Annotated in this window: 24 protein-coding genes; 15 read left to right on the top strand and 9 right to left on the bottom strand. The window is 75.1% G+C overall.

Annotation, left to right across the window (positions count from 1 at the left end; all coding sequences use genetic code 11):
• Window positions 1-135 precede the first annotated feature (135 nt).
• From ACWGKI_RS02140 to ACWGKI_RS02150, 3 genes are all read left to right on the top strand, one after another.
• The gene (locus ACWGKI_RS02140) at window positions 136-1,134 is read left to right on the top strand and encodes a DnaJ C-terminal domain-containing protein (RefSeq protein ID WP_452184313.1); all 999 of its coding nucleotides are present in this window, start codon (window positions 136-138) and stop codon (window positions 1,132-1,134) included.
• A 37-nt stretch (window positions 1,135-1,171) separates the two neighbouring features.
• Complete coding sequence (locus ACWGKI_RS02145) at window positions 1,172-1,600, top strand: heat shock protein transcriptional repressor HspR (RefSeq protein WP_380245476.1); 429 nt, start codon at window positions 1,172-1,174, stop codon at window positions 1,598-1,600.
• A 170-nt stretch (window positions 1,601-1,770) separates the two neighbouring features.
• Window positions 1,771-2,079, top strand: a complete 309-nt coding sequence (locus tag ACWGKI_RS02150) for a DUF1540 domain-containing protein (protein WP_380245475.1) — start codon at window positions 1,771-1,773, stop codon at window positions 2,077-2,079.
• Window positions 2,080-2,127: 48 nt separating this feature from the next.
• On the opposite strand, the gene ACWGKI_RS02155 is transcribed toward ACWGKI_RS02150, so the two are convergent.
• Window positions 2,128-2,904 (bottom strand): hypothetical protein, encoded by a 777-nt coding sequence (locus tag ACWGKI_RS02155; protein WP_452184316.1) that lies wholly within the window; start codon window positions 2,902-2,904, stop codon window positions 2,128-2,130.
• A 221-nt stretch (window positions 2,905-3,125) separates the two neighbouring features.
• Between ACWGKI_RS02155 and ACWGKI_RS02160 the strand changes: the two genes are divergently transcribed.
• Window positions 3,126-7,142, top strand: a complete 4,017-nt coding sequence (locus ACWGKI_RS02160; RefSeq protein ID WP_452184317.1) for a sigma-70 family RNA polymerase sigma factor — start codon at window positions 3,126-3,128, stop codon at window positions 7,140-7,142.
• Between the two features lie 66 nt (window positions 7,143-7,208).
• Here the strand turns inward: ACWGKI_RS02160 and upp are convergent, their stop codons facing one another.
• Complete coding sequence (gene upp / locus ACWGKI_RS02165) at window positions 7,209-7,844, bottom strand: uracil phosphoribosyltransferase (protein WP_380241530.1); 636 nt, start codon at window positions 7,842-7,844, stop codon at window positions 7,209-7,211.
• A gap of 187 nt (window positions 7,845-8,031) precedes the next feature.
• Here upp and ACWGKI_RS02170 point away from each other — a divergent pair, with 187 nt between their 5' ends.
• On the top strand, window positions 8,032-8,463 hold the full coding sequence (locus ACWGKI_RS02170) for a nucleoside deaminase (protein WP_452184418.1): 432 nt from the start codon (window positions 8,032-8,034) through the stop codon (window positions 8,461-8,463).
• A 38-nt stretch (window positions 8,464-8,501) separates the two neighbouring features.
• Window positions 8,502-9,488 (top strand): hypothetical protein, encoded by a 987-nt coding sequence (locus ACWGKI_RS02175; RefSeq protein WP_452184319.1) that lies wholly within the window; start codon window positions 8,502-8,504, stop codon window positions 9,486-9,488.
• 6 nt (window positions 9,489-9,494) lie between these two features.
• Here ACWGKI_RS02175 and ACWGKI_RS02180 read toward each other — a convergent pair whose 3' ends face one another.
• The 5 genes from ACWGKI_RS02180 to ACWGKI_RS02200 form a co-directional block, all read right to left on the bottom strand.
• Complete coding sequence (locus ACWGKI_RS02180; protein ID WP_452184321.1) at window positions 9,495-11,066, bottom strand: phytoene desaturase family protein; 1,572 nt, start codon at window positions 11,064-11,066, stop codon at window positions 9,495-9,497.
• 21 nt (window positions 11,067-11,087) lie between these two features.
• Window positions 11,088-11,996, bottom strand: coding sequence for an NAD-dependent protein deacetylase (locus tag ACWGKI_RS02185; RefSeq protein WP_452184323.1), 909 nt, complete (start codon window positions 11,994-11,996; stop codon window positions 11,088-11,090).
• 283 nt (window positions 11,997-12,279) lie between these two features.
• Entirely contained in the window at window positions 12,280-14,004 is a 1,725-nt protein-coding gene (locus ACWGKI_RS02190) for a carbohydrate-binding domain-containing protein (RefSeq protein ID WP_452184325.1), read from the bottom strand.
• A gap of 34 nt (window positions 14,005-14,038) precedes the next feature.
• Window positions 14,039-14,863 carry a VTC domain-containing protein gene (locus tag ACWGKI_RS02195; RefSeq protein WP_452184327.1) on the bottom strand — a complete coding sequence of 275 codons (825 nt, stop codon included), beginning with the start codon at window positions 14,861-14,863 and terminating at the stop codon, window positions 14,039-14,041.
• Window positions 14,860-15,462: a DUF4956 domain-containing protein gene (locus ACWGKI_RS02200; RefSeq protein ID WP_380241516.1), complete on the bottom strand. Its 603-nt coding sequence runs from the start codon at window positions 15,460-15,462 to the stop codon at window positions 14,860-14,862. The genes ACWGKI_RS02195 and ACWGKI_RS02200 overlap by 4 nt, the downstream gene beginning before the upstream one ends.
• A 184-nt stretch (window positions 15,463-15,646) precedes the next feature.
• Here ACWGKI_RS02200 and ACWGKI_RS02205 point away from each other — a divergent pair, with 184 nt between their 5' ends.
• From ACWGKI_RS02205 to ACWGKI_RS02225, 5 genes are read left to right on the top strand one after another with little or no spacing between them, the layout of a single operon-like run.
• Entirely contained in the window at window positions 15,647-16,150 is a 504-nt protein-coding gene (locus ACWGKI_RS02205) for a hypothetical protein (protein WP_452184329.1), read from the top strand.
• On the top strand, window positions 16,147-17,376 hold the full coding sequence (locus ACWGKI_RS02210) for an NRAMP family divalent metal transporter (protein ID WP_452184331.1): 1,230 nt from the start codon (window positions 16,147-16,149) through the stop codon (window positions 17,374-17,376). Before ACWGKI_RS02205 ends, ACWGKI_RS02210 begins: the two co-directional genes overlap by 4 nt.
• Window positions 17,373-17,747 carry a hypothetical protein gene (locus tag ACWGKI_RS02215; RefSeq protein WP_452184333.1) on the top strand — a complete coding sequence of 125 codons (375 nt, stop codon included), beginning with the start codon at window positions 17,373-17,375 and terminating at the stop codon, window positions 17,745-17,747. The genes ACWGKI_RS02210 and ACWGKI_RS02215 overlap by 4 nt, the downstream gene beginning before the upstream one ends.
• On the top strand, window positions 17,744-18,181 hold the full coding sequence (locus ACWGKI_RS02220) for a PRC-barrel domain-containing protein (RefSeq protein ID WP_452184335.1): 438 nt from the start codon (window positions 17,744-17,746) through the stop codon (window positions 18,179-18,181). The genes ACWGKI_RS02215 and ACWGKI_RS02220 overlap by 4 nt, the downstream gene beginning before the upstream one ends.
• A 46-nt stretch (window positions 18,182-18,227) precedes the next feature.
• The gene (locus ACWGKI_RS02225; RefSeq protein ID WP_452184337.1) at window positions 18,228-19,802 is read left to right on the top strand and encodes an NAD-dependent epimerase/dehydratase family protein; all 1,575 of its coding nucleotides are present in this window, start codon (window positions 18,228-18,230) and stop codon (window positions 19,800-19,802) included.
• Window positions 19,803-19,817: 15 nt separating this feature from the next.
• On the opposite strand, the gene ACWGKI_RS02230 is transcribed toward ACWGKI_RS02225, so the two are convergent.
• A complete protein-coding gene (locus tag ACWGKI_RS02230) occupies window positions 19,818-21,017 on the bottom strand; it encodes a zinc-dependent alcohol dehydrogenase (protein WP_452184339.1) in 1,200 nt (399 codons plus the stop codon).
• Between the two features lie 274 nt (window positions 21,018-21,291).
• Here ACWGKI_RS02230 and ACWGKI_RS02235 point away from each other — a divergent pair, with 274 nt between their 5' ends.
• Complete coding sequence (locus ACWGKI_RS02235) at window positions 21,292-21,960, top strand: PAS and ANTAR domain-containing protein (RefSeq protein WP_452184341.1); 669 nt, start codon at window positions 21,292-21,294, stop codon at window positions 21,958-21,960.
• Window positions 21,961-21,997: 37 nt separating this feature from the next.
• On the opposite strand, the gene ACWGKI_RS02240 is transcribed toward ACWGKI_RS02235, so the two are convergent.
• Complete coding sequence (locus ACWGKI_RS02240) at window positions 21,998-22,576, bottom strand: DUF2231 domain-containing protein (protein WP_452184343.1); 579 nt, start codon at window positions 22,574-22,576, stop codon at window positions 21,998-22,000.
• A gap of 185 nt (window positions 22,577-22,761) precedes the next feature.
• On the opposite strand from ACWGKI_RS02240, the gene ACWGKI_RS02245 reads away from it, so the two are divergent.
• The 3 genes from ACWGKI_RS02245 (at window position 22,762) to ACWGKI_RS02255 (ending at window position 24,420) form a co-directional block, all read left to right on the top strand.
• Window positions 22,762-23,370, top strand: coding sequence for a flavodoxin family protein (locus ACWGKI_RS02245; RefSeq protein WP_452184345.1), 609 nt, complete (start codon window positions 22,762-22,764; stop codon window positions 23,368-23,370).
• A gap of 11 nt (window positions 23,371-23,381) precedes the next feature.
• The gene (locus tag ACWGKI_RS02250; RefSeq protein ID WP_380241495.1) at window positions 23,382-23,555 is read left to right on the top strand and encodes a hypothetical protein; all 174 of its coding nucleotides are present in this window, start codon (window positions 23,382-23,384) and stop codon (window positions 23,553-23,555) included.
• Between the two features lie 157 nt (window positions 23,556-23,712).
• Window positions 23,713-24,420 carry a PAS and ANTAR domain-containing protein gene (locus tag ACWGKI_RS02255; RefSeq protein ID WP_380241492.1) on the top strand — a complete coding sequence of 236 codons (708 nt, stop codon included), beginning with the start codon at window positions 23,713-23,715 and terminating at the stop codon, window positions 24,418-24,420.
• The last annotated feature ends 1 nt before the right edge of the window (window position 24,421 follow it).

Raw genomic sequence — 24,421 nt, forward strand, 5'->3', positions numbered from 1 at the left:
CCGTTTCACCTTACGGCATCTTGGGTGCCCCGCCCCCCGCGGGGGGGGGTGGCCGCCCCCTTTTAGATTTCCGGCGGGGCCCCCCCCCTCGGCGCAGGGTTGCGCCACCTCGCCCCGTGACGAAAGGAGGACGTCGTGACAGGTCAGGACTGGATCGAGAAGGACTTCTACTCCGCTCTCGGCGTCCCCAAGGACGCGGACGACGCGGCCATCAAGAAGGCGTACCGCAAGCTGGCGCGGCAGTACCACCCGGACCAGAACCCGGGTGACGCGTCGGCCGAGGCGAAGTTCAAGGAGATCGGCGAGGCGTACGCCGTCCTCTCGGACAGCGAGCAGCGTCAGCAGTACGACGCCGTGCGCGCGATGGCCGGTGGCGGCGCCCGGTTCGCGGCGGGCCCCGGTGGCGGCGGCAACGGCTTCGAGGACGTGTTCGGGTCGATGTTCGGCGGAGGCGCCCCGAACGCCCGCTACACGCAGTACCCGCAGGGCGGGGGCGCCGGCGGCTTCGAGGACATCCTCAGCTCGATGCTCGGCGGCCAGGGCGGCTTCCGCGGCGGCAGCCGGCGCGCCGGCTTCACCGCACCGCAGAAGGGCCCGGACGTCGCGGCGGAGACCACGCTGCCGTTCCGCACGGCCGTGGAGGGCGCCACCGTGGAGTTCACGGTGGACGGCCGCAAGGTCAAGACCAAGATCCCCGCGGGCGTCAACGACGGCCGCAAGCTGCGCATCCGCGGCAAGGGGCGGCCGGGTTCCGGCGGCGGTGAGGCGGGCGACCTCGTGGTCACCGTGCACGTCTCCGCGCACCCGGTGTTCACGCTCGACGGCGTCAACCTGCGCATGTCGGTGCCCGTCACGTTCACGGAGGCCGCGCTCGGCACCACGCTCGAGGTGCCCACCCTCGACGGCAGCACCGTGCGGCTCAAGGTGCCCGCGGGCACGCCGTCCGGCCGCGTGCTGCGGGTCAAGGGCCGCGGCGTGCGGACGACGAAGGCGCAGGGCGACCTGCTCGTCACCGTGCAGGTCGCGGTGCCGCAGAAGCTCAGCAAGAAGGCGAAGGAGGCGCTCGAGGCGTTCGCCGCCGAGAGCGACCACGAGGACGTCCGGGCAGGGCTGGCGCAGCGCGCCGCGGAGTGACGGCCCGGGCGACGTGCACCGTGCGAGGGAGGTAGCGATGGTCACCGAGGACGCCCCGGTGCTGACCGTGTCCCAGGCCGCCCAGCTCGCCGGGATGCACCCGCAGACCCTGCGCCAGTACGACCGGCTCGGCCTGGTGACGCCCCGCCGCACCGCGGGCCGGGGGCGGCGGTACTCGCAGCGCGACGTGTCCCGCCTGCTGGAGGTCCAGCGGCTCGCGCAGGTCGAGGGGATCAACCTCGCCGGCATCCGGCGCATCCTCGACCTGCAGGAGCACGTGGCCCAGCTCGAGGCACGCCTCACCGCGCTCGCGATGCAGCCCGGGGGCCGGGTGTTCGCCGCCGGCTCGTCGGGCGACGTCGTCGTCGTGCGCCGCGGTCAGCGGGTGCGGCGCGCCGAGCGGTCCGAGCTGGACGCCGCGGAAGGCGCGCTGGTGCTCTGGCGCCCCCTGCCCCGACGCGGCTGAGAGCCGCCGCCCGCCGTCTTTTCGCCATGCAATTCTTCGCTAAATCCCGTCGCAATAGGTGAGGCTTTCCTTGCTGAATTCGAGGGCGAATTCGCATCGCATATTCCGTGCGTGAGTCCTATCCTGGCTCAAGGCGGCGCGAGCCGACGGCGAGCAGCGAGGAGCGCACGATGAGCACTCTGATGGAGATGCCCGAGGTGACCGAGTGCACCGTCGAGGGCTGCGGCTACAACCACGACCACGGCTGTCACGCCGGTGCGGTGACGATCGCCGGTCACACCGGAGACGCGTCGTGCGCCACGTTCATCCCGCTGAGCGCCAAGGGCGGCCTGGAGAAGGTCGTCGCCCACGTGGGGGCGTGCCAGCGCGGGGACTGCGTCCACAACCACGAGCTCGAGTGCGCGGCGGCCGCGATCCGCGTCGGGCCCGGCCCGGACGACGAGAGCCACGCCGACTGCCTCACCTACTCGCACCCCTGAGCCTCGTCGGCACCCAGGTGGCGGTCAGCGCGGGGGGCAGCGTGACGGTCAGCGGGTCAGCTGCGTGAGCAGCTCCGCGGCCGCGGCGTGCGACGTCGGCAGGCGCTCCACCCACACCCGGGTGGGGCGCCGCATCGTGTCCCCGATCCCCATGAGCGCGGCGTTGCGCTCGACCACCCGGCGGGTGGTCTTCGCCAGGTCGCTCACCCTGGCGTCGCGGCGGGTCAGCACCGCGAAGACGCCGTCGGTCAGCGCCGCCATCGGGTGGCCCTCCCCGAAGACCTGCTCGAGGGCGCGGCCCACGGTCGCGGACCGCGCGGCCCGGTCCCAGGGCGCCAGCCCGTCCACGGCGACGTCGATGACGACGAGGCAGTGCGTGGTCGGCACGTCGTGCTCGGACCCGACGGCCGCGCCGTACGTCTCCCGCAGCCGCTCCGTGAGGTAGGCCCGCGTGGGCAGCCCGGTGCCCGGGTCGCGCAGCCCGCTCAGGGCCGGCTCGGTGTCGCGTCCACGGACCCAGCCGACGGCGACCGCACGGATCGCGTCGGGGTCCGGGGCGCGGTGGGCGGCACGGTAGAGGCACTCCACGTCGTCCAGCGTCTCGCCCAGCCCGACGCCTGCGCGCCCGCGCGCGGCACCCAGCCGGTGGGCGGCGGCGTGGGGCGACCGGCCGTCGTCGAACGCCTCGACCAGCGCGTCGACCGCCGGGTGGTACCAGTCGTCCGGGCGCAGCCAGACGTCGGCAAGGCTCGTCGCGCGCCAACGGTCGAGCACCTCGGAGGGGAGCTCGGGCGCGTCCGTGGGCCCGCTCGTGGACCGGTTCATGATGATGGGAGCCCCATGGGCAGCCATCATGACGCAGTTGCGCCCCACTGACACGGGCGAGAACTGTCGCGGAGGCGCTTTCCGCTGCCTGAGGCACGGAAACTTGCGGATATCCTGCGTCTTTCTTGAGAAAGTTCACCCCTCAACGACCGGCTGCGCGCACGTACAGTACGGGAGTCTGCGCGGGAGCATCGCGTGGGAGAGCCAGAGCGAGGTCGGCCATGACGGACGTCTACGTGGGGTCGGACGACTCGGCACGCAGTGACGCCGAGCTGATCCTGGACGTGCGCGGAGGCGACCTCGAGGCGTTCGGTGCTCTCTACGTCCGGCACGTGCCGGCAGCCCGCGCCGTGGCCAGGCAGTACGTGCGCTCCGCGGCCGACGCGGACGACCTCGTCTCGGAGGCGTTCCACCGGGTGCTCGACGTGCTGCAGCACGGCGGCGGCCCCGACGCCACGTTCCGCGCCTACCTGCTGACGGTGGTGCGGCGGCTCGCCGCCGACCTCGCGCGCGGGGTGCGGCGCACCCGCCCCACGGCCGACGACGGCACGTTCGAGGCCGCGCTCGGCCTCGTCGACTCCACCGACGTCCCCACGTTCGAGGGGTTCGAGCGGTCCGTCGTGAAGAATGCCTACCAGGCGCTCCCGGAGCGCTGGCAGGCGGTGCTCTGGTACACGGAGATCGAGGGCCGCACGCCGGCCGAGGTGGCGCCGATCCTCGGCCTGACGCCCAACGGCGTCTCCGCCCTCGCCTACCGCGCCCGCGAGGGACTGCGGGTCGGGTACCTGCAGGAGCACCTCACGCACGCACCCACCGACGGGTGCCGGGCCGTGAACCCGCTGCTCGGCGCGTACGTGCGCGGCGGCCTGGCGCGGCGCGAGGTCGCGAAGGTCGACACCCACCTGGAGTCGTGCAGCGAGTGCCGCTCGCTCGTGCTCGAGCTCGGCGACGTCGCCCACGGCATGCGCGCCGTCGTCGCGCCCCTCATCGTCGGGCTGGCGGGCCTCGCCGTCGTGGGGGCGCTGCCCATCGGGGGCACGGTCGGCGCGCTGGGCGGAGCGGTCGGCAGCGCGGCGGCCGGCAGCGGCGCGGCTGCCGGGGCGACGTCCGTCGGCACGGTCACCGGCAGCGTCACGGGGACGACCGTCGGCGCCACGGGCGCCGGCGGCGCGGCGAGCATCTCGACCGGGGCGGCGGCAGGCTCGACGGCGGCCGCCGCCAGCGGTGCCACGGGTGGCGCGGCGTCCCTGGCCGGCGCGGCCACGGCGAGCGTCGCCACCGGGTCGGCGGCCACCGCGGCCACGGCGGGCACCGCGGCGGCCGCGGGCGCCGTCATGGGCACGACGGCGGGGGTGGCGGCCGCGGCGAGCGCCGTCGCCGTCGCGACGGTCGGCGTCGTGACCGTCCTCAACGCGATCGGCACCAGCCACGAGCCCCCGGCGGCGGCCCCGACCGCCCCGGTGACGGTCGAGGGGCGGCCGTGGGCCGCGCCCGGCGACACGACGGACGTCGCGGTCGAGCCCGGCGAGGTCAGGACGGACGAGCCGGGCGACGCCGACGACCCCAGCACGGACCCGACGAACCCCGTGAACCTGCTCCCCACCACGCCGTTCCCGCCGGTCGCCGACCTCGCCGTCTCTGCGGCGGCCACGCCGCTCCAGCCGCGCACCAGCCAGCCCCTGGTCCTCACGGTCGCGAACACGGGCGGCGCCGACGCCGACGAGGCGGTGGTCGAGGTCGCGCTGCCCGCCGGGGTCGACCTGGCGCTGCCCGTCGCGTCCGTCGGGGCGACCACGGTCGGGACGATCGCCGCCGACGCCCTGGCCTGCAACCCCACCGACGCGACCGGCCGCACGGCGCGCTGCACGCTCGGCACGATCCCGGCGGGCGGGTCCGTCACCGGGTCGCTGCCGGTGCGCGCGAGCGCGGGCGGGGCCTACGTGATCGGCGGGTCGGTGTGGGCCGCCGGCGTCGCGCCCGAGGCGCTCACGCTGCCGCCCACCACCGTGCTGCCCTACGGCGCCGAGCTCACGGCATCCACGGGCGACGTCGTCCCCGTGTCGAACCCTGGCTCCGCCTGGGTGCCGGTCTCGGTGCGGAACACGGGCGACCAGGCGGCCGTCGGCTGGTCCGTCGCGCTGACCGTGCCGCCGGGCCTGCGGCCCGTCGCCTCCGACGGCGACCTGACGTGCCTGCCCCCGACGGACGGGACGACGGCGGACGGCACGGTCTGGACCTGCGTCGCCGCCGCGGACGCCGCGCCACTGGGACCGGGCGAGCAGCGGTCGGTGCGGCTGCGCGTCATCGCGGACGGGACTGCCACGCCGGGAGCGGTGACGGTCGCCGCCGCGCCCCAGCTGCCGGGTTCGACCCACACGTTGTCCGGGGCTGCCGCCGTCACGGTGGCCCAGCCGTGGGCGGGGGCCGCCGGCGGGGCACGGTCCGTCCAGGCGCTCTGCCTCGCGTCCGGCGGCGTGGGCATGGCGAACGCCGCGGTCCGCGGTACGTACGTCAACCTCACGGACCAGGTGGTGACCGTGCGGCTCGACGCGGCAGGGAGCTCCGGCCCGACGTCCAGGGAGCTCGCGCCGGGAGAGTCGGTCACCGCGGACGTGCCGGACGGGCTGCGCGTGCCGTCGGGTGCGGCGTCGTGGGCCGTGTCCACCACGCTGGGCGGCCAGACCTACCGCACCACCGTGCCGGGCGGCCCGCACCAGGCCGTCGACTGCTACGACCCGCGCTGGGACGTCTCGAGCACCGCCGTGGTCACGGACGACGACGGCCGCATGCAGGTGCGCGGCACGCTGACCAACATCAGCGACGAGCCGATGCGGGCGGGCATGTCCGCCGCCGGCGGGGTCACCGAGCAGAAGCGCCTCGCGCCGGGGGAGACCGCGACGTTCGTCGTGCCGACCGACCGCACGGCGCTCGACGCGGGCACCGCCGAGTTCCAGCTGTACCGCTGGGTGGCGGACTCCGACGGCGACGAGCCCGCGCAGGGCGTGGTGCCCGCCGTGGCGCCGGTCAAGCGGTACGAGGCGGCGTCGCTCGCCCCGGCCGTGGGCGGTCCCGCGGCGCTCACCGCGGCCGAGTGCCGGTTCGACTCCTCGGCCGACACCTCGTGGCGCACGGTGACCATCCCCGTGGACAACTCGGGGTCCACGTTCCCGGTGCGGTTCGCCGCGTCGGAAGGCACCGGGGAGGGCCGCGCGGCCGTCCTCGCGGCCGGCGCGAAGGGCCAGCTCCAGGTGTCGGTCCCGTGGAACACGAAGAAGGTCGCGGTGACCGCCGACGGCCGCGGCCTGACCAGCGTGGACGTGCCGGCGTTCGAGAGCTGCGCCACCGCGACGTGGCCCGACGACGCGGTCGACCTGAGCGTCGCGACCCAGTGCGTCGACGACCAGGCGCAGGTCGCCGTGGCCGTGCGCAACCGGGGAGCGGTCGGGTGGAGGGCGCGGCTCGGGGACGGCGACCCGTCGCGCGTCCCTGCGGGGTCGGCCGCCACGCTCACCACGTCCGTCGGGGGCCTGAACGCCGACGCCGGATCGGCGACCGTGCGGCTGACGCGGACCGTCGAGGAACGTGACCTCGTCGTCGAGCGGACCGTCGCCTACGACGCCGTGTCGTGCGTCGTCGTCGCCCCGCAGGCCCGGCAGGAGCCGGGCGACGTCCAGGTCACGAAGAACGGCTGGCGGTCGGCGTCGACCCGCTCCGTCTCCGTCGTGCTCGACAACACGGGCTCGTCCGTCCCGCAGGACTTCGTCGTGGAAGGCACCAACGGAGCCCGCGTGACGACGACGGTGCCCGCCCGGCAGAGCGTGCGCGCGGAAGCCGGGACCGTCGACGGCCCCCGCGGGGCGACGTTCACCGTGAGCTCCGGCGACTGGTCCTCCGACCTCGTCGTCGACCCGTTCACCGGCACCTCGGGCTGGTGCGCCGCACCGCACCGCTGGGGCACCGGTCACGAGGTGGGCGACGTCGCGTCCTGGCGCGGTGGCAACTACCGCTACGTGGGCGCGCAGGCCAACAGCGGAGAGAGTAGCCAGGGTGCCGGCGACGCGGCCGCTGCCGACACCGGCAGCAAGGGGAACCAGGGCAACGGCGCGAACGGCAACGGGAACGGCAACGGGAACGGCAACGGCCAGGACTCCCAGGGGAACCAGGCTGCCGGGCGCTGGGCCGGCAGCAGCGGGTACCACGCCAGGTGGGAGCGGATCGGGGACTGCGAGTACCGCTGAGCGGGCCCGCCTGATCCTGACCGCCTGATCAGATCCTGACCGCCCGGTCCTGATCTTCCGAACCGGTCAGACGATGCCGTACAGCCGGTCCCCGGCGTCGCCGAGGCCAGGCACGATGTACTTCTGCTCGTTGAGGCGCTCGTCCACCGCGGCCACCACGATCTGCACGTCGACGCGCGAGCCGACGGCGTTCTCGAGCACCTGGAGGCCCTCGGGCGTGGCCAGCAGGCAGACGGCGGTGACGTCGCGCGCCCCGCGCTCCAGCACGTAGTCGATCGCCGCGACCAGCGTGCCCCCGGTGGCGAGCATCGGGTCGAGCAGGAAGACCTGCCGGTCGGTGAGGTCGTCGGGCAGGCGGTTCGCGTAGGTGACGGCCTCGTAGGTGGACTCGTCGCGCTGCAGGCCGAGGAAGCCGACCTCCGCCGTCGGGATCATGCGCGTCATGCCCTCGAGCATCCCGAGCCCTGCGCGCAGGATCGGCACGACGATGGGGCTCGGGTCGCTGAGGCGCACGCCTGTCGTCGTGGTGACCGGGGTGCGGATCTCCTTGGGTTCGGTGCGCACGTGGCGCGTCGCCTCGTAGGCGAGCAGGGTCACGAGCTCGTCGACGAGGAGACGGAACGTCGCCGACGGGGTGTTCTCGTCACGCAGGACGGTGAGCTTGTGGTCCACCAGCGGGTGGTCGGCGACGTGCAGGCGCATGGGCCCCACGGTACCGGGAGTTGTCAGACCCACGTCGCTCTATACGCTGGCGTGGGTCTGACAACGGGGGAGGGACATGGCCGACGACGGCGCTGGGCGCGGGCCGCGCGGTCTCGCGCTGCCCTGGGCCGACGGCGAGTTCCCCCCGCAGACGGTCAGCGGTCGGCGCGCCGTGTGGGACGCGCTCATGGGCCTGGCGCTGCACGAGGCGTCGCACGCGCTCGCCAGCGACGACGTCCCCGTCGGGGCGCTGGTCCTCGACGCGGACGGTCGGCTCGTCGGGCTCGGGCGCAACCGCCGCGAGGAGACCGGCGACCCGACGGCGCACGCCGAGGTGCTCGCGCTGCGGCAGGCGGCGGCGACCCGCGGCGAGTGGCGGCTGGAGGGCTGCACCCTCGTCGTCACGCTGGAGCCGTGCGTGATGTGCGCCGGGGCGCTCGTCGCGGCGCGGGTGCGCCGCCTCGTGCTCGGCGCGTGGGACCCGAAGGCCGGCGCCACCGGGTCCGTCTGGGACCTGGTGCGCGACCAGCGCGCCAACCACGCCGTCGAGGTCGTCGGCGGCGTGCGCGAGGAGGAGTGCGGGCGGATCCTGCGAGACTTCTTCGAGTCCCGCCGCTGACGGCGACGACTCTCGCCGCCGACGGAGGTCATACCAGGATGGACACCGCTGCCCCCACCCTCGCCGACTACGCCCGGCAGAGCCCTTACTCCGACCCCGGCCCGCACGGCGACCTGCTCGCCGCCGTGCCGCCCGTGCCGGCCGACGTCGGACGGGCCGCGTGCGCGACGATCGTGCACTACCGCGCCGACGGGGTGCCGCTGCGCGACGACCAGCGCGCCGACATCGACCGCCGGTGGCTGGAGTCGACGCTCGACGCCGCCGTCGAGCGCCGCCCCGGACCCCTGACGCAGGGCCGCGAGCCGGGAGAGCTCGTCGCCGGGTGCTGCCGCGACCACACGCTGTTCTCGCTCGGCGTGCTGCGCCGGCACGGCGTGCCGGCACGCTCGCGCATCGGCTTCGCCGGGTACTTCAACCCGCCGTTCTTCCACGACCACGTGGTCGTCGAGCACTGGGAGGCCACCGACGACGGCGGGGGACGCTGGGTGCGCTGGGACCCGGAGCTCACGCCGGACGGGTCCTGGGGCTTCGACGTGCACGACATGCCGACCGGCCCGTCGTCACCGTTCCCCACCGCCGCCGAGGTGTGGCGCGCCATCCGCGCCGGCGACGTCGACCCGGCGTCGTACGGCGTCGCCCCGGAGCTGCCCGAGCTGGGCGGCAAGGACTTCGTGCGCGGCTACGTGCTGCTCGAGCTCGCCCACCGGATGCGCGAGGAGGTGCTGCTGTGGGACCTCTGGGGCGCGCTGCCCGACCACCCGGGCCTGACGGCGCTCGCCGCCGCCTCGCCGCCCGGGTACGTGCCCGCGGTGCCGCTGTCGGACGACGCGTGGGACACCCTCACCGACGCCCTCGCCGCGCTGCTCGTGGCCGCCGACGGCGGCGACGCCGACGCGGAGGCCGCGCTCGCCGAGCGCTACCGGTCGGGGCTCGGCCCGCGGGGACGCGTGGCGACACTCTCGCCCACGGGTCGGGTCGGCGTCACCGACCTGCGCGAGCGCAGCACCCGCTGGGCCGCGGGCTGACGGTCGTCACAGCGCGGTGACCCGGATGCCGAAGACGTCGCGCAGCGCGCGGCGAGCGGCGTGCCAGCCGCCCATCCCGTGCACGCCTGGGCCGGGCGGGGCGGACGCCGAGCAGAGGTAGACGCCGCCGGCGACCCGGTACGGTTCCGCGCGCAGGGCGGGGCGCGCGACCATCTGCCACATCGTGGCGGCGCCGGCGGAGATGTCGCCGCCCACGTAGTTCGCGTTGTGGGCCGCCATCTCGGCGGCGGGGACACCCCGGGACGCGACGACGACGTCGCGGAAGCCGGGGGCGAACCGTTCGATCTGCGCGGTGACGGTCTCGGTGACGTCCACGTCGGAGCCTGCGGGCACGTGCGTGTACGTCCACAGGGGGCGCAGCTCGCCGCCGGACGTGGACACGCGCCGGGAGGCGTCGACGACGGTCGGGTCGCTGACCAGGCATACCGGCCGGGCGGCGTGCCGCCCCGCCGCGACCTCGCCCTCCGCCTCGGCCAGCTCGGCGCGCGTGCCGCCCACGTGCACCGTGCCCGCGCGACCCACCTCCGGGTCGGCCCACGGGACCGGCCCCGAGAGCACGAAGTCGACCTTGGCGGCGGCGTTGCCGTACCGGTAGGCCTCGAGCGCGCGGCGCAGGCCCGGGGGGACCGCGGCGCCGACGACGTCGAGCAGCGTGCGGGGCGAGGTGTCGAACAGCACGACGCGCGCCGCGGGCACGTCGGCCGGGGTGCGCACCCGGTGGCCCGTCACGACCGTGCCGCCGTGCGCCTCCAGGTCCGCGACGAGAGCGGCCGTGATCGCGCCCGACCCGCCGCGCGGGATCGCCCACCCGCCGTCGAACGCGAGCTCGGCGGAGCCCGCCTGTGACCCTGCACCCGACCCTGCACCCGGGCGGCGCGGCGTCGCGTGCGCCAGCGCCCCCAGCAGCAGCGACGTGCCCGCGCCGGAGAGGGACGGCAGCGGCACGATCGTGTGCGCGGCGATGCCGGTGAGCAGGGCCGGGGCCGCCTCCTGGGTGAACCGCGCGTCCCAGGCGTACGTGCCCTGCTCGGCCAGCCCGAGGCCGAACCGGGCGGCGGCGAGGACGGCACGCGCCGGGTCGGCGGCGTCGAGCACCCCGGGCGGCACCGACCGGTGGTCGCCCATCGCGAGGGCGACGACGGCCTCCCACTGCGCGGCGAGCGGACCCATCAGCGCGCGCCACGCGGGTCCGTCCGTGCCGAGACGGTCGACCGTGCGGTCGAGGTCGCGGTAGGCGACCCCCGCCGGGCCGTCCGGCAGCGGCTGGGCGTACGACACCTCCGGCGTGAGCAGCTCGACGCCGTGCGCGGCGAGGTCGAAGGCGCGGAAGAAGGGCGACGCCCAGGCCATCGGGTGGCAGGCGGAGCACGCGTCGTGCACGACGCCCTCCGGCAGGCCGGCGAGCAGGTCGCCGTCGTCCCCGGGTGCGAGGGTGCGGGCGCCGCCGCCGACCGTCGCGTTCGCCTCCAGCACCGTCACGGACAGCCCGGCGCGAGCGAGCGTGACGGCGGCCGCGAGCCCGTTGGGGCCCGACCCGACCACGACCGCGTCCAGCACGATGCCTCCCTCGCCCAACCGTCAGAGGTGCTCGGCCAGCGTGACGAGCGTCTCGGTGACGCCGTCGTCCACCTTGAGCGTGGCCAGCGGGTCGCCGCGCGTCTCGCCGCGGTTGACGATGACGACCGGCTTGCCCGCCTTGGCCGCGTGCCGCACGAACCGCAGCCCGCTCATCACGGTGAGCGACGTGCCCGCCACCAGGAGCGCGTCGGCGTCGTCCACCAGCGCGTAGGCGCGCTCCACCCGTTCCCGCGGCACGTTCTCCCCGAAGTACACGATCTCCGGCTTGAGCACCCCGCCGCAGAACTCGCACGCGGCGGGCACGAAGTGGCTGGTCTGCTCGATGACGGCGTCCGCGTCCGGGGCGGTCTCGATGTCCGCCACCGTCGCGCCGTCGGCGAGCACCGACTCGACGAAGCCCGGGTTGAGCGCGTCCAGCCGCTCCGCCAGGTGCGCACGGCTGATGACGCGCCCGCACTGCAGGCAGATCACGCGGTCGTAGCGGCCGTGCAGGTCGATGACGTGCCGGGAGCCCGCGTCCTCGTGCAGCAGGTCCACGTTCTGCGTGATGACGCCGCGCACCACGCCCCGGCCCTCCAGCGTGGCGAGCGCGCGGTGCCCGGCGTTCGGTTCCGTCCGGTGCACCACCTGCCAGCCCACGTGGTTGCGGGCCCAGTAGTGACGGCGGAACGCCTCGTCGGCGACGAACTGCTGGTACGTCATCGGCGCGCGCTTCGGCGAGTCAGGGCTGCGGTAGTCCGGGATGCCGGAGTCCGTGGAGACGCCCGCGCCCGTCAGCGCCGTGATCGTGCGGCCGTGGAGCAGCCGGACCGCGTCGTCCACCGTGCCGTGGTGCACCACCGCGTCCGGCGGGAGCTCCCAGCGCCGGTCCTGGTACGTCGGGGCGAGCGGCCGGGGAACGGGTTGCACGCCTTCGAGCGTACGACGCGGAGCGCCGGCCCACGCGCGCCACCCCACCTGCCGAGGTAGTTCCCAGCTCCGCGAGGTAGTTGCGGGCTTCGCGAGGTAGTTGCGGGGCCCGCGAAGTAGTTGCGGGGCCCGCGAGGTAGTTGCGGGCCTCGCGAGGTAGTCCTCGGCTCCGTGAGGTAGTGGCGAACGTGCCGAGGTAGTGGACTGGTCCACTACCTCGGCACGTTGTGAACTACCTCGGCATGTTCGGAACTACCTCGGCTGGTGCTGGACTACCTCGCGGTCAGCTCGTGGTGGTGCTCGACGACGACTGGTCGGTCTGGTTGCCCTGGCCCGGCTGGCCGCCGCCCGCGCCGCCCATGCCGCCCATGCCGCCGGCGGGGGCGTCGCCGGCGGTGGCGGTGCCGACCTCGGTGCCGTCGGCGGTGAGGGTGTACGTGGCGCCGTCGGTGATCTCCGGGCCGCTGTAGACGACGGACTGGGCGCTCTTGGTGAGCGTGATCGTGGCGACCTGCGCGCCGTCGGCGTCCACGACCGCCACCTCGGTGCCGGCCTCCAGGGTCGAGTCGGCGGTCAGCGCCACCCAGCCCTGCGTCGAGTCCGTCTCGGGCGCCTCGGCCATGCCCGACGAGCCGACGGCGAGCAGCGTGCCGCCCGTGGCGGTGAGACCGCCGGCGGAGTCGAGCGCGCCGTTGCCGCCGTTCGTCGGGCCCTCGACGACGACGTCGCCGCCGCTGATCGCCGCCACGCCGTTGGAGTCCAGCCCGTCTCCCTCGGCGTCCACGTGCAGCGTGCCGTCCGTGATCGTGAGCGACGCGCCCTCCTGCACCGCGTCCATGCCGCCGCCCCCGCCCTGCGGCATCTCGCCGTCCGCGGGCGGCTGGCCCCCGTCCGCAGGCGCCTGTCCGTCCGCCGGCGCCTGCGGCGGGGCCTGCTGGTCGTCGGTCGCCGTGTCATCGGTCGTGTCGGACGTCGAGTCCTCCGCCTCCTTCACGGTCGCGTTGAGCCCGTCGTCGGTGGACGTGATGTCGGTGTCGCCGCCGGAGACGGCGATGGTCGCGGCCTCGATGCCCTCCTCGGAACGGGTCACGGTGAGGGTGCCGCCGGTGATGGCGACGTCGGTGAAGCCCTGCACGCCGTCGGACGCGGCGTCGACGGTCACGTCGCCGCCGGTGAGGGCGACGTACCCGGCCGTCGCGTCGTCGTCGGCGTCGGACTTGAGCCCGTCGCCGCCGGCCTGGACGTCGACCGTGCCGCCCGACACGACGAGGTAGTCCTTGCCGCGGACCGCGTCGTCCGCGGCGGTGACGGAGATGTTCCCGCCCGCGATGACGAGGCCGTCCTTGCCGGTGATGCCGTCGTTCGCGTTGCCGACCACCTCGAGCGCACCGGTGCCGGAGATCGCCAGGTCCGCTGTCGAGTACAGGGCGGCGTTGGCCGCGTTGTCGGACGTCGTGTCCGCGTACTCCTGCGCGTCCTCGAGGCGGTTGGTGGAGCCGTCGGCGAGGACCACGGACACCTGGTCGGCGTCCTGGACGTCGACGGCGGCACCGGTGGAGCTGGTGACGTCCGCGCCGTCGAGCACGAGGCGCACCACCCCGTCGGCGGACGAGTCGACCACGACCTGGCCGTCGTCGAGCGTGCCGGAGACCCGGTACGTGCCGGGCTGCGTGATCGTGACGGTCGAGCCGTCGACGGTGACCCCGTCCCCGGAGGCGGAGGCGGTGTCGCCGTCGAGGGAGACCGCGACCTCGTCGGCCGTGTCCCAGGTCGCGTCGGCCAGGGCCGCGGTGTCGTCGGACGACAGGTTCGCGGCGAGGACGTCCTGCGCGGACCGGCCGGAGTTGTCCGTCGCGGAGATCTCGGCGGCGGTCGTGCCGGCGTCCTCCGTCGCGGCAGAGGTGGCGGAGCCGGCGTCGCAGGCGGCGAGCGCGCCGACGGCGAGGGTGCCGGCGGCCGCGGCGGCCAGGGTCCGGGTCCAGAGCGTGCGGGGGCGGGGGATGCGCATGGTGGGTCCTCTCAGGGGACAGGGTGCAGGGAGGTCAGACGACGCCCAGCCGCTCGCGCCGCAGGCGGCGCCAGGGATGGTCGGGCAGGTCGGGTCGCAGGGTGGCGAGCCCGGTCGCGTACTTGGAGATGCGGTCGGGGCGGTGGCCGGCACGCCACAGGGCGCGGTCGGCGGACGACGGCGCGGTGCCGGCCTTGGTCTCCACGACCACGAGGTCGCCGACGTCGGCCGTGCGGTCGCCGTGCAGAGTCTCAGGGCCGGTGTCGGGGCCGGCGAGCCGCCAGCGCAGCCCGGAGTCGAGGGTCATGCGGGCGTCGGGCAGCAGCACCGTGGTGCGCCGGTACACCGAGCGGAGCACGGGGACGAGGTCGGCCGACGGCGGTGCGTCGAGGCGGGCGGCGGCGAGCCGGTCGTCGACGAACTCCAGGCCGGCGCCCCCGAGCGGGGCGGACAGCTCCCACGGGCAACGTTCCTTGACGGTGACGCCGCGCGCGGCGCGCGTCTTGACCTCGAGGAACGTCGTGTTGCCGGTGTCGACGTAGGTGCGGGTGCGCACCTTGAACCGGCGGCGCCGGCGGCGCGCGGCCTGTCGGAACGTGAGCAGGTCGGCGGTGTCGTAGTAGGTGGAGGCGTACGTGAAGGCGCGGTCGCCGCCGATCTCCAGCACGCGGGGCTCGGCCTGCGCGGCGAGCGCCGCCAGCAGGGCCGCGACCTCCGCGGGGGTGAGCACGTACTTGCGGTCCACCCGGGTCTGGAGCGCGGCGGTCGCGTCGACCTCCTCCAGCGTGACCGGACGGGCACCGGCCAGCCCGCGGGTGACGACGTCCTGCGCCGTCGCGCCCACGGCCGCCGCCGTCATCGGGTCACCGTCAGGTGGTCGTGCGCGCCGGTGGGCGCGACCTGCCGGGCACCGGGGCGGGGCAGCTCGTAGCGGACCTCGACGCGCGTCGTGTCGTTCGCGAGGTCGATCGACTGCACGCTCACGGAGTGCACGCGGGCGCCCAGCAGGGCCTCCAGGTGCGCGGTGAGCTCGTCGCGGTCGACGACGGCGCGGTCGAGCACGATCGTCTGGGCGGCGTGCCGGGCCAGCAGGCGGGGATGGTCGGCCACGGCCATCACCACCAGGATCAGGGCGGACCCGGCGAGGCCGAGCCACCCGGTCGACGTGCCCATGCCGCCGAGCAGGCCCAGCGCGAGCGCCGCGAAGTAGTACGCGACCTCGCGCTGCGACAGCTCGTCGGAACGCAGCCGGATGATCGACAGCACGCCGAACAGCCCCAGGCCGAGGCCGGCGGCGATGGTGCTCGACGACAGCACGGCCGAGACGGCCAGGACGCCGACGTTGACACCGAGGTAGGCGACCACGAGGTCGCGGCGGCGGTGCCGGGGGAAGTAGAGCGCGAACGTCAGGATCGCGACGGCGACGAGGTCGACGGCGTACAGGGCGACGGGGGGCATGGGGGCTCCGGGGTCGTGGATGGACCGTTCCCGGTCCGTTGGTGGGGACGTCACCCAGTGGACACCGCCGCCTCCGGCGTCCACTGGGGGAGAACTGGGAATGCGCTGCGAGCCGTGAAGGCCCGCTGAGAGGCGCGCGCGCCTCCGACGTGCGAACACGCCGTCCCGTGGTCAACATCGGCACGTGACAGGACGACGGACGGGCGCGCGCGGGACAGCGGTCGCCGTCGCCGCGATCCTCGTCGCCGCGTCGTGCGCGGGATGCGTCGCGAGCCGGCAGGAACCGGGTCAGGCGACGGCGGCCGTCGCCGACGCGCTCGCCCAGGCGGGCTCCGTCGGCGAGACGGCCAGCCTCACCGTCAGCCTGCTCGACCAGGGACGGATCACCGGGCCGATCGCCGACACGGCCCTGCTGGACCAGCTGCGCGTCCTCGACGACGCCGAGTCCGCGCTCACCACCCTCGTGCCGCCCGACACGGCGTCCTCGGACCACCGGACGGCGGGCCTGAAGGCCATGGGTGACGTGTCGGACGCCCTCGTCGCGGCGCGCGCCTGGGTGGCGGCCCGGTCCGGCGGGAACCTTGCGGGCGCGCAGGACGTGCCGACGTCGGCCGACGAGCTGCAGGCCGACCTCGCGGCCGCCACCGACAAGACGGACGCCGTCCTGGCCGAGGCGGGCGGACCATGAACAAGCTGCTCGCCGCCGCCCTCGGCATCCTCACCGCCATCGGCGGGTTCGTCGACATCGGTGACCTCGTCACCAACGCCGTCGTCGGGTCCCGGTTCGGCATGTCGCTCGCGTGGGTCGTGCTGCTCGGCATCGTCGGCATCTGCCTGTTCGCGAGCATGGCCGGCCGGGTGGCGGCCGTGAGCGGGCGCGCGACGTTCGAGATCGTGCGCGAGCGCCTCGGACCGCGCGCCGCCGGCGCGAACCTCGTCGCGTCGTTCGCGATCAACCTGCTGACGCTGACCGCGGAGGTCGGGGGCATCGCGCTCGCGCTGAGCCTGGCGAGCAGCGTCGAGCCCCGGCTGTGGATCCCGGTCGCGGCGCTCGCGGTGTGGCTCGTGCTGTGGCGCGTGAAGTTCCAGATCCTGGAGAACGTCGCGGGCCTGCTGGGCCTGCTCCTCGTCGGGTTCGCCGTCGCGCTGTTCCTGCTCGGCCCGGACTGGGGCGAGCTGCTGCGCCAGGCGGTGCCGCCGTCGCCGCCGGGGACCGAGTCGCCGGCGTCGTACTGGTACTACGCGGTGGCGCTGTTCGGCGCCGCGATGACGCCGTACGAGGTGTTCTTCTTCTCCTCCGGCGCGATCGAGGAGCGGTGGACGGCGAAGGACCTGTCGACCAACCGCACCAACGTGCTGATCGGGTTCCCGCTCGGTGGCCTCCTGTCGCTCGCGATCGCCGGCTGCGCGGCCGTCGTGCTGCTGCCCGCCGGCATCGAGGTGTCCACGCTGTCGCAGATCGTGCTGCCCGTGGCGCAGGCCGGCGGGGTGCTGCTGCTCGCGATCGTCATCGTCGGGATCGTGGCCGCCACCTTCGGTGCCGCGCTCGAGACCGCCCTCTCCAGCGGGTACTCGCTGGCCCAGTACCTCGGGTGGTCGTGGGGCAAGTTCCGCCGCCCCGCCCGGGCCGCGCGCTTCCACCTCACGATGATCGTGGCGCTGCTGATGGCCGTCGGGATCCTCATGACGAGCGTGGACCCGGTGGCGGTGACCGAGATGTCCGTGGTCTTCTCCGCCGTCGCGCTGCCCCTGACGTACGTGCCGATCCTCGTCGTCGCCAACGACCCGGAGTACATGGGCGAGCACGTCAACGGGCGCGTCACGAATGCGCTGGGCACGGTGTACCTGGTGATCGTGGTCGTCGCGGCCGTCGCGGCGATCCCCCTGATGATCGCGACGGGAGCGGGGCCATGACCGAACGCCTCGTGGACGCCCGCCTGCACCTGCTCAGCCGCCAGGTGCTGGACGACGACGGCGAGCCCGTCCTCACGGTGGACGACCTGGAGCTGGCCGGCCCGGACGGCGGCCCGGTCGAGGCGGGCCAGGAGGCGCACGTGGCCGCGATCCTGGTCGGCTCCGCGCTCGCGGCGCGGCTCTTCGGCGGGCGCGTCCCGGCGTCGCGGCTGCCGCGCATCGCCTGGGACGACGTCGGGCACGTCGGCACCGCGGTCGAGCTCACGGTGTCCTCGGACCGGCTCGACGCCGACTGGGTGGAGCACTGGCTGCGGGACCGCCTGATCGGCCGCATCCCGGGTGGCCGGCACGACCCGGAGGCCGAGGGATGAACGTCGGCGACCTCCTCGACGTGCGGGTGCTCGGGCCCGACGGCGCCGTGCTCGGCGTCGTCGTCGACGTGCGCCTGGCGCTCGAGGTGGTCGACGAGCCCGAGGGCGGTCCCGGCCAGGGGGAGGACCGGGAGGAGGCCGAGCACGAGCCGCCCCTGAGCGCGCGGGCGCGCCGCGACGCCGTCGGCCGCGCCCGCCTGGTGGGGCTGCTCGTGGGCCCCCGCGGCGCTGGTTCCTTCCACGGCTACGAGCGCAAGGACGTGCGGTCGCCGTGGCCGATCCCGCAGCTCGTGCGGCGGCGCCACCGCGGGACGTTCCTGGTGGGCTGGGAGGACGTCGCCACGGCCGAGATCGCGTCGGCGGGCGACGATGACGCGGCGCGGTACGTGCGCCTCGCCCCGGGCTATACCGAGCGGCCACCGGCGCTCGACTGACGCGGCCCGCCTGCGGGCATCCGCGGCCGGTGCCACGGTGAGGGGCATGCGAGTCGTCGTGGTGGGACAGACCGGGAACGTCGGGACGGCGCTGCTGCGCGCCCTGGTGGCCGAGTCGGAGGTGACGTCGGTGCTGGGCGTCGCCCGACGGCTGCCGGACCGCAACGCGGAGCCGTACCGGGACGCCGAGTGGGCGGCGGCGGACCTCGCGGGCGACGAGGCGGAGGTCGTCGAGCGGCTCACCGACCTGTTCCGGGACGCCGACGCCGTCGTGCACCTCGCCTGGCTGGTCCAGCCCAACCGCGACCGCACCCTGCTGCGCACCGTCAACGTCGAGGGCACACGGCGCGTCGCCCGCGCCGTCGTCGCCGCGGGAGTGGGGCACCTCGTCGTCGCGTCCTCCGTCGGGGCGTACGCGCCGGTCGACGACGACGTCCCCCGCGCCGAGGACTGGCCCGCCGACGGGATGCCCACGTCGCACTACAGCGTGGACAAGGCCGCCCAGGAGGACGTGCTCGACGAGCTCGAACGCGACCACCCGGAGGTCGTGGTCGCCCGGCTCCGCACCGCGCTGGTGTTCCAGGAGGACGCCGGGGCGGAGGTGACCCGGTACTTCGTGGGCCGGCTGCTGCCGGTGCGGCTGCTGCGGTACGGCCGGCCGCCGCTGCTCCCGCTGCCCGCCGGGCTGCGCCTGCAGGCGGTGCACGCCGACGACGCCGCCGACGCGTACGTCCGCGTGCTGCTGCGCCGCGCGGGCGGTGCGTTCAACGTGGCGGCGCCGGACGTGCTGCGCGGCGAGGACCTCGCGCGGCTCGTCGACCACGGACGGCTGGTGGAGGTGCCGCCCCTCGCCGTCCGCGCGGCGGTGGCGCTCGCGTACCAGGCGCGCCTGGTCGCGGCCGACCCCGGGTGGGTGGACATGGCGATGGGCGCCCCGCTGATGGACACCGGTCGCGTCGAGGCCGAGCTGGGCTGGGCGGCGCGCCGCACCGCGGCGCAGGCGCTGCTCGACGTCGTGCGCGGCATGTCCGAGGGTGACGGGGTCGGCTCGGCGCCGATGCGCCCGTCCCCGACGCGACCGCCCGTGCTCTCGCCCGCACCGCGCGGGGCGGAGCAGGCCGCCGTCCCGCCGGGCGTGGACCGCTACCTGCTGGGCCTGTACCTCTCCGACCACCTGTCCGGGGCCACCGCGGGGCTCGGCCGCATCGAGCGCATGGTCGCCGACTACCAGGACCTGCCGCTGCACCCCGAGCTGGCCGAGGTCGCGGAGCAGATCCGCGGCGAGCGGGAGCTCTACCGCCGGCTGATGCGGGGCCTCGGCCTGCCCCGCCGCCCGTACCGGCAGCTCGTCGCGGCCGTGGGCGAGCGGTTCGGGCGGCTCAAGCTCAACGGGCGGGTGGTCTCCCGGTCGCCGATGTCCGTCGTGCTGGAGACGGAGCTGATGCGCTCCGCCGTCGTCGGCAAGATCGGCGGCTGGCGGACCCTGGAGGAGCACGCCGCGGAGCTCGGCCTCGACCCGGCCCAGTTCCACGAGCTCGGCGTCCTGGCCGAGGACCAGCTCGCGACCCTGGACCGGCTCCACGAGCACGCGCGCCGGCGCGCGTTCCGCACGACGGACTGAGCGGCTGCTGACCCGTTACGCCTGGGCGGCCCAGGGGTCGAGGACCACCTTGATGCAGCCGTCCTCCTTGCGCTGGAACGTGCGGTACGCCTCGGGGGCGTCCTCGAGCGACATGCGGTGCGTGCGCAGGTCCAGCACGCCCAGCGGGTCGCGCGGGTCCTGCGCCAGGGGGAGCAGGTCGTCCGTCCAGCGCCGCACGTTCGCCTGGCCCATGCGCAGGGTGAGCTGCTTGTCGAAGAGCTGCATCATCGGCAGCGGGTCCTTCGCCCCGCCGTAGACCCCCGAGAGGGAGACGGTGCCGCCGCGGCGCACGAGCGCGAACGCGGCGAGGAGCGCGGCGAGCCGGTCCGCCCCGCCCTTCTCGGTCAGGGGCGCCGCGACCGCGTCGGGGAGCAGTCCCACCAGCTTCTGCGTGGTGTGCGCCAGGGGCGAGCCGTGCGCCTCCATGCCGACGGCGTCGATCACGGCGTCGGCCCCGCGACCGTCGGTCAGCTCGCGCACGGCGTCGCGCGTGTCCGACGCCGTGGGGTCGAAGGCGATGATGTCGTGCCGCTGGGCCATGAGCCGGCGCTCGGGGACGGGGTCGAGGCCGATGACCGTGCCCGCCCCGCGGTGCCGGGCGATGCGGGCCGCCATCTGGCCGATCGGCCCGAGCCCGAGCACGACGACGCTGCCGCCGTCGGGCACGTCGGCGTACTCCACGGCCTGCCACGCGGTGGGCAGTACGTCGGACAAGTACAGCCAGCGTTCGTCCGGGGTGTCGTCCGCGGGGACGACGACGGGCCCGTACTGCGCCTGCGGGACACGCAGGTACTGGGCCTGGCCGCCCGGCACCTGCCCGTACAGGCGGGTGTACCCGAACAGCGCCGCACCCTTGTCCTGGCTGTGGACCTGCGTGGTCTCGCACTGGCTCTGCAGCCCGCGCGTGCACATCCAGCAGTGCCCGCAGGCGATGCCGAAGGGGACGACGACGCGGTCGCCGACGGCGAGGTTCCCGACGTCGTCCCCCACCTCCTCGACGACGCCCATCGCCTCGTGCCCGAGCACGTCTCCGGCGTCGAGGAACATGCCCAGCACGCCGTAAAGGTGCAGGTCGGACCCGCAGATGGCCGTGGACGTGACCCGGATGACGGCGTCGGTCGGCTCCTGGACGTGCGGGTCCGGAACGTCCTCGACGCTGACCCGTTCCTTGCCCTGCCACGTGAGTGCTCGCACCGCTCGTCCTTCCTGGGGGAACCGGCCGCCGCGCTGCTGGACGTCCGGCCCGCGACGACCGCGAGGCGGGCGCCGCACGTCGATGGTGCCCAGGGCTCTCGCATGGTCGCCACCCGGCGCTCCCGCGGCGAGGCGGGCGGGCGCGTGACCTGGAAGGACAGCGGGCAACTATCCCCTCGGACCGAAGAGGGCTACGGTCGAGGGGAGTCATGAGGCGGCTCATCTCCAGGGGGCGAACGGTTTGGATGACGTGCGTCACGAAGAGAGGAACCACATGACCGACACGACAGTTGGGGATATCGAGGGCACGCTCGCCCTCGGCGCGAGCCACCCTGTGGGTCGCTACAGGCACGACCTCGCCACCGGCCGGTGGTGGTGGTCGGACGAGACGTATCGCATCCACGGCTTCGAGCCGGGCGACGTCGTCCCGACCACCGAGCTGATCCTCGCGCACAAGCACCCCGACGACCGGGACCGCGTCAGCCAGGTGCTGCACCAGGCGTGCGTGACGGGGGAGCCCTTCAGCAGCGTGCACCGCATCATGGACGCCCACGGCGACGAGCGGACGCTCGCGGTGGTGGGCGAGGGGCGCACGGACGACGCGGGCGCGGTGACCGAGCTCGTCGGGTTCTTCACCGACGTCACGCCCGCGGTGGCACGCATCGCCGACGCGCGGGCGACGGCCAGCATCCGGGCGTCCGCCGCCAACCGGGCCACGATCGAGCAGGCGAAGGCGATCGTCATGTGCGCCGTCCGGACCGACATCGAGGGCGCGTTCGGCTGGCTCCGCCAGGCGTCGAACCACGCCAACGTGCCGCTGCGCGAGGTGTCCGCGCGAGTCGTCGAGCTCGCCGCGCGCAGCAACGGCGACATGCGGCTGGTCGCCGGCGCGCTGGCAGACCTGCTCACGCTCCGCTCCGGCACGTCGGACGGGGTCAGCTAGGCGCGGCCGGTCCCGGCCAGTCCTGGGCAGGGCGCGGCTAGTCGGTCGCCTCGTCCTGGCCCGGGACGTGCCGGGGCTCGCGCATCGCCTGCGCGAGGTGACCGCCGAGATAGCCGCCCGCGCCCACCGCCCCCATGCCGACCAGGCTGAGGAGCGTGCCGAGCCCGTGCCGCCCGCTGCGGCGGGCGCGCCACGACGCGAGCGCCAGCAGCGTCCCCACGCCGTTGCAGGTGGCGTGCACGGCGGCCACCCGGCGGCCGCGGGGGCTGAGCGCCCGGAAGTCCGCGAGCCCGGTGAGGGCGGTCGGCGGCGCGGCGAGCAGGCCCAGGCCGACGAGACGGCGGGCGGAGTCGGCGTGGCCGTCCGGACGCGTGAGGTCGAGCGCGACGGCGCTGGCCCACAGGCCGATCGGCAGGTCGGTGAGGACGCTGTGCACCGGGTGCCCGACGGACCGGCCGCGCAGCTCGTCACGCACGGGGCCCGACGACGGGACGACGGTGCTCGAGATCCGCTCGTACAGGCCGGCTAGACGGTCGAGGCGCTCCTCCTGCTCCAGCCGCGCGGCGACGTGCGGCAGCGGCAGGTCAGGGGACGAGGGTGCGGGCTGGGCGGGCATCGTGCCTCCTCAGGGCGTCGTCGGGCGCCACGTCTCGACGCCGCACCCTCGACCGTAGGGCTGTCGCGGCCTGCTCGCCGGGGCACGCCGCCGCCCTTCGCCCGCCCGGGTGAGGAGCGTCGACGCGCGTTAGGTTGGCAGCGGTCGGTCCAGCATCGGGCCGCACCGCCGACGCGGAGAGATCGATGAGAGCACTGTTCGTCAGCTGCACCCTCAAGAAGTCGCCCGAGAAGTCCAACACCGAGCTGCTCGCCCAGGTGGTCGCCAGCGCGTTGGAGGAGCGCGGGGTCGACGTCGGACACGTCCGGCTCGCCGACCTCGACGTCCCGCCCGGGGTCGTGACCGACCTCGGCGGCAGCGACCAGTGGCCGATGGTGCACGACCGGCTGCTCGACGCCGAGATCCTCGTGGTCGTCACCCCGACGTGGGTGGGCCGGCCGTCGTCCCTCGCCCAGCGGATGCTGGAGCGGATGGACGCGATGCTGTCCGAGACCGCCGAGGACGGCACGCCGGTGGCGTACAACCGGGTGGCGGGCGTCGTCGTCACCGGGAACGAGGACGGCGCGCACCACGTCATCTCCGAGATCAGCGGCGGCCTGGCCGACATCGGGTACACCATCCCCGGCCAGGCATGGACGTACTGGAACCAGGGCCCCGGCCCCGGCGACGAGTACCCCGACACCGACCACGGCCACGAGTGGTCCCACCGCACCGGCCGGCTCATGGCGCACAACCTGCACGCCGCGGCCACCGCCCTGCGGGCGCACCCCGTACCCCCGTTCCCCGAGAGCTGAGGAGAGCACCGATGAGCGAGATCCCCACCGACCGCGAGCGAGCCGACGAGGACGACCCCCGCCACCAGGCGGAGCGGGAGCGGGCCGTGCACGACGGCGAGTCCGCCGACGTCGAGACCGTCCCCGGCGAGGCGCCGAAGGACGACCCGGACGAGGAGGGCGAGGACCGCTTCGACGCCGGGTGACAGACCGCGCAGACGTCGCCGACGCGTGCCCGGGAGACCTCCTCCCGGGCACGCGTCGACGTGCCCGGCGACCCAGGTGGCCCCTCGTCGTCGCGCGCGCTAGCGTGAAGGTCCGGCGTCAGGAAGCGGCACCGCCCCTCCCCACTCGGAGGTCACGATGACGACCACGACTCCCGCCGACACCGATCACCTCACCTCGGCGCTCGCCGTCGGCACCCACCTGCTCACCGGGTCCTACCGGGCCGAGGCGACGGGCCGCTGGTGGTGGTCCGACGAGGTGGACGTGATGCTCGGCCAGCAGCCCGGCGCTGTCGAGCCGGGCCCGGAGGCCCTCGAGGCGAGGCTGCACCCGGACGACCGCGACCGTGCCGTGCACGGCGCCGCCCGCGCCCTGGCGACCGGCGGTCCCGTCGTGACGGCGCGCCGCGTCGTCGACGCCCACGGCCGCACGCGCACCCTGCTCGTCACCGCGCAGGCGCGACGGTCCCGCGACGACGGCCCGCCCGAGGTGGCCGGCTACGTCGTCGACGTCACGCCCGTGCAGCGCGAGGCCGTGCAGCGGGACGTGCGCCGCGCGCTCGACAGCGCGTTCGTCTCCGCCGCCGCCATCGAGCGGGCCAAGGGTGTGCTCATGGCCCTGCACGGCGTGGACGACGCTGCGGCGGAGAGCATGCTGACGGAGGCTGCGGGCGCGTCCGGCGCGACGCTCCGCGAGGCCGCCACGCAGATGATGGCGCACCTCTCGGCCGGCGACGGCTTCGGCCCCGACGCCCGCGAGGCCGTGCAGGAGGCGCTGGCCGCGGTGAAGCCCGCGAAGCGTCCGCACGTGCACGAGGCGCAGCTCGCGCGCCGTCGTGCCGCCTGAC

The sequence above is a fragment of the Isoptericola sp. NPDC055881 genome (genome assembly GCF_053615895.1).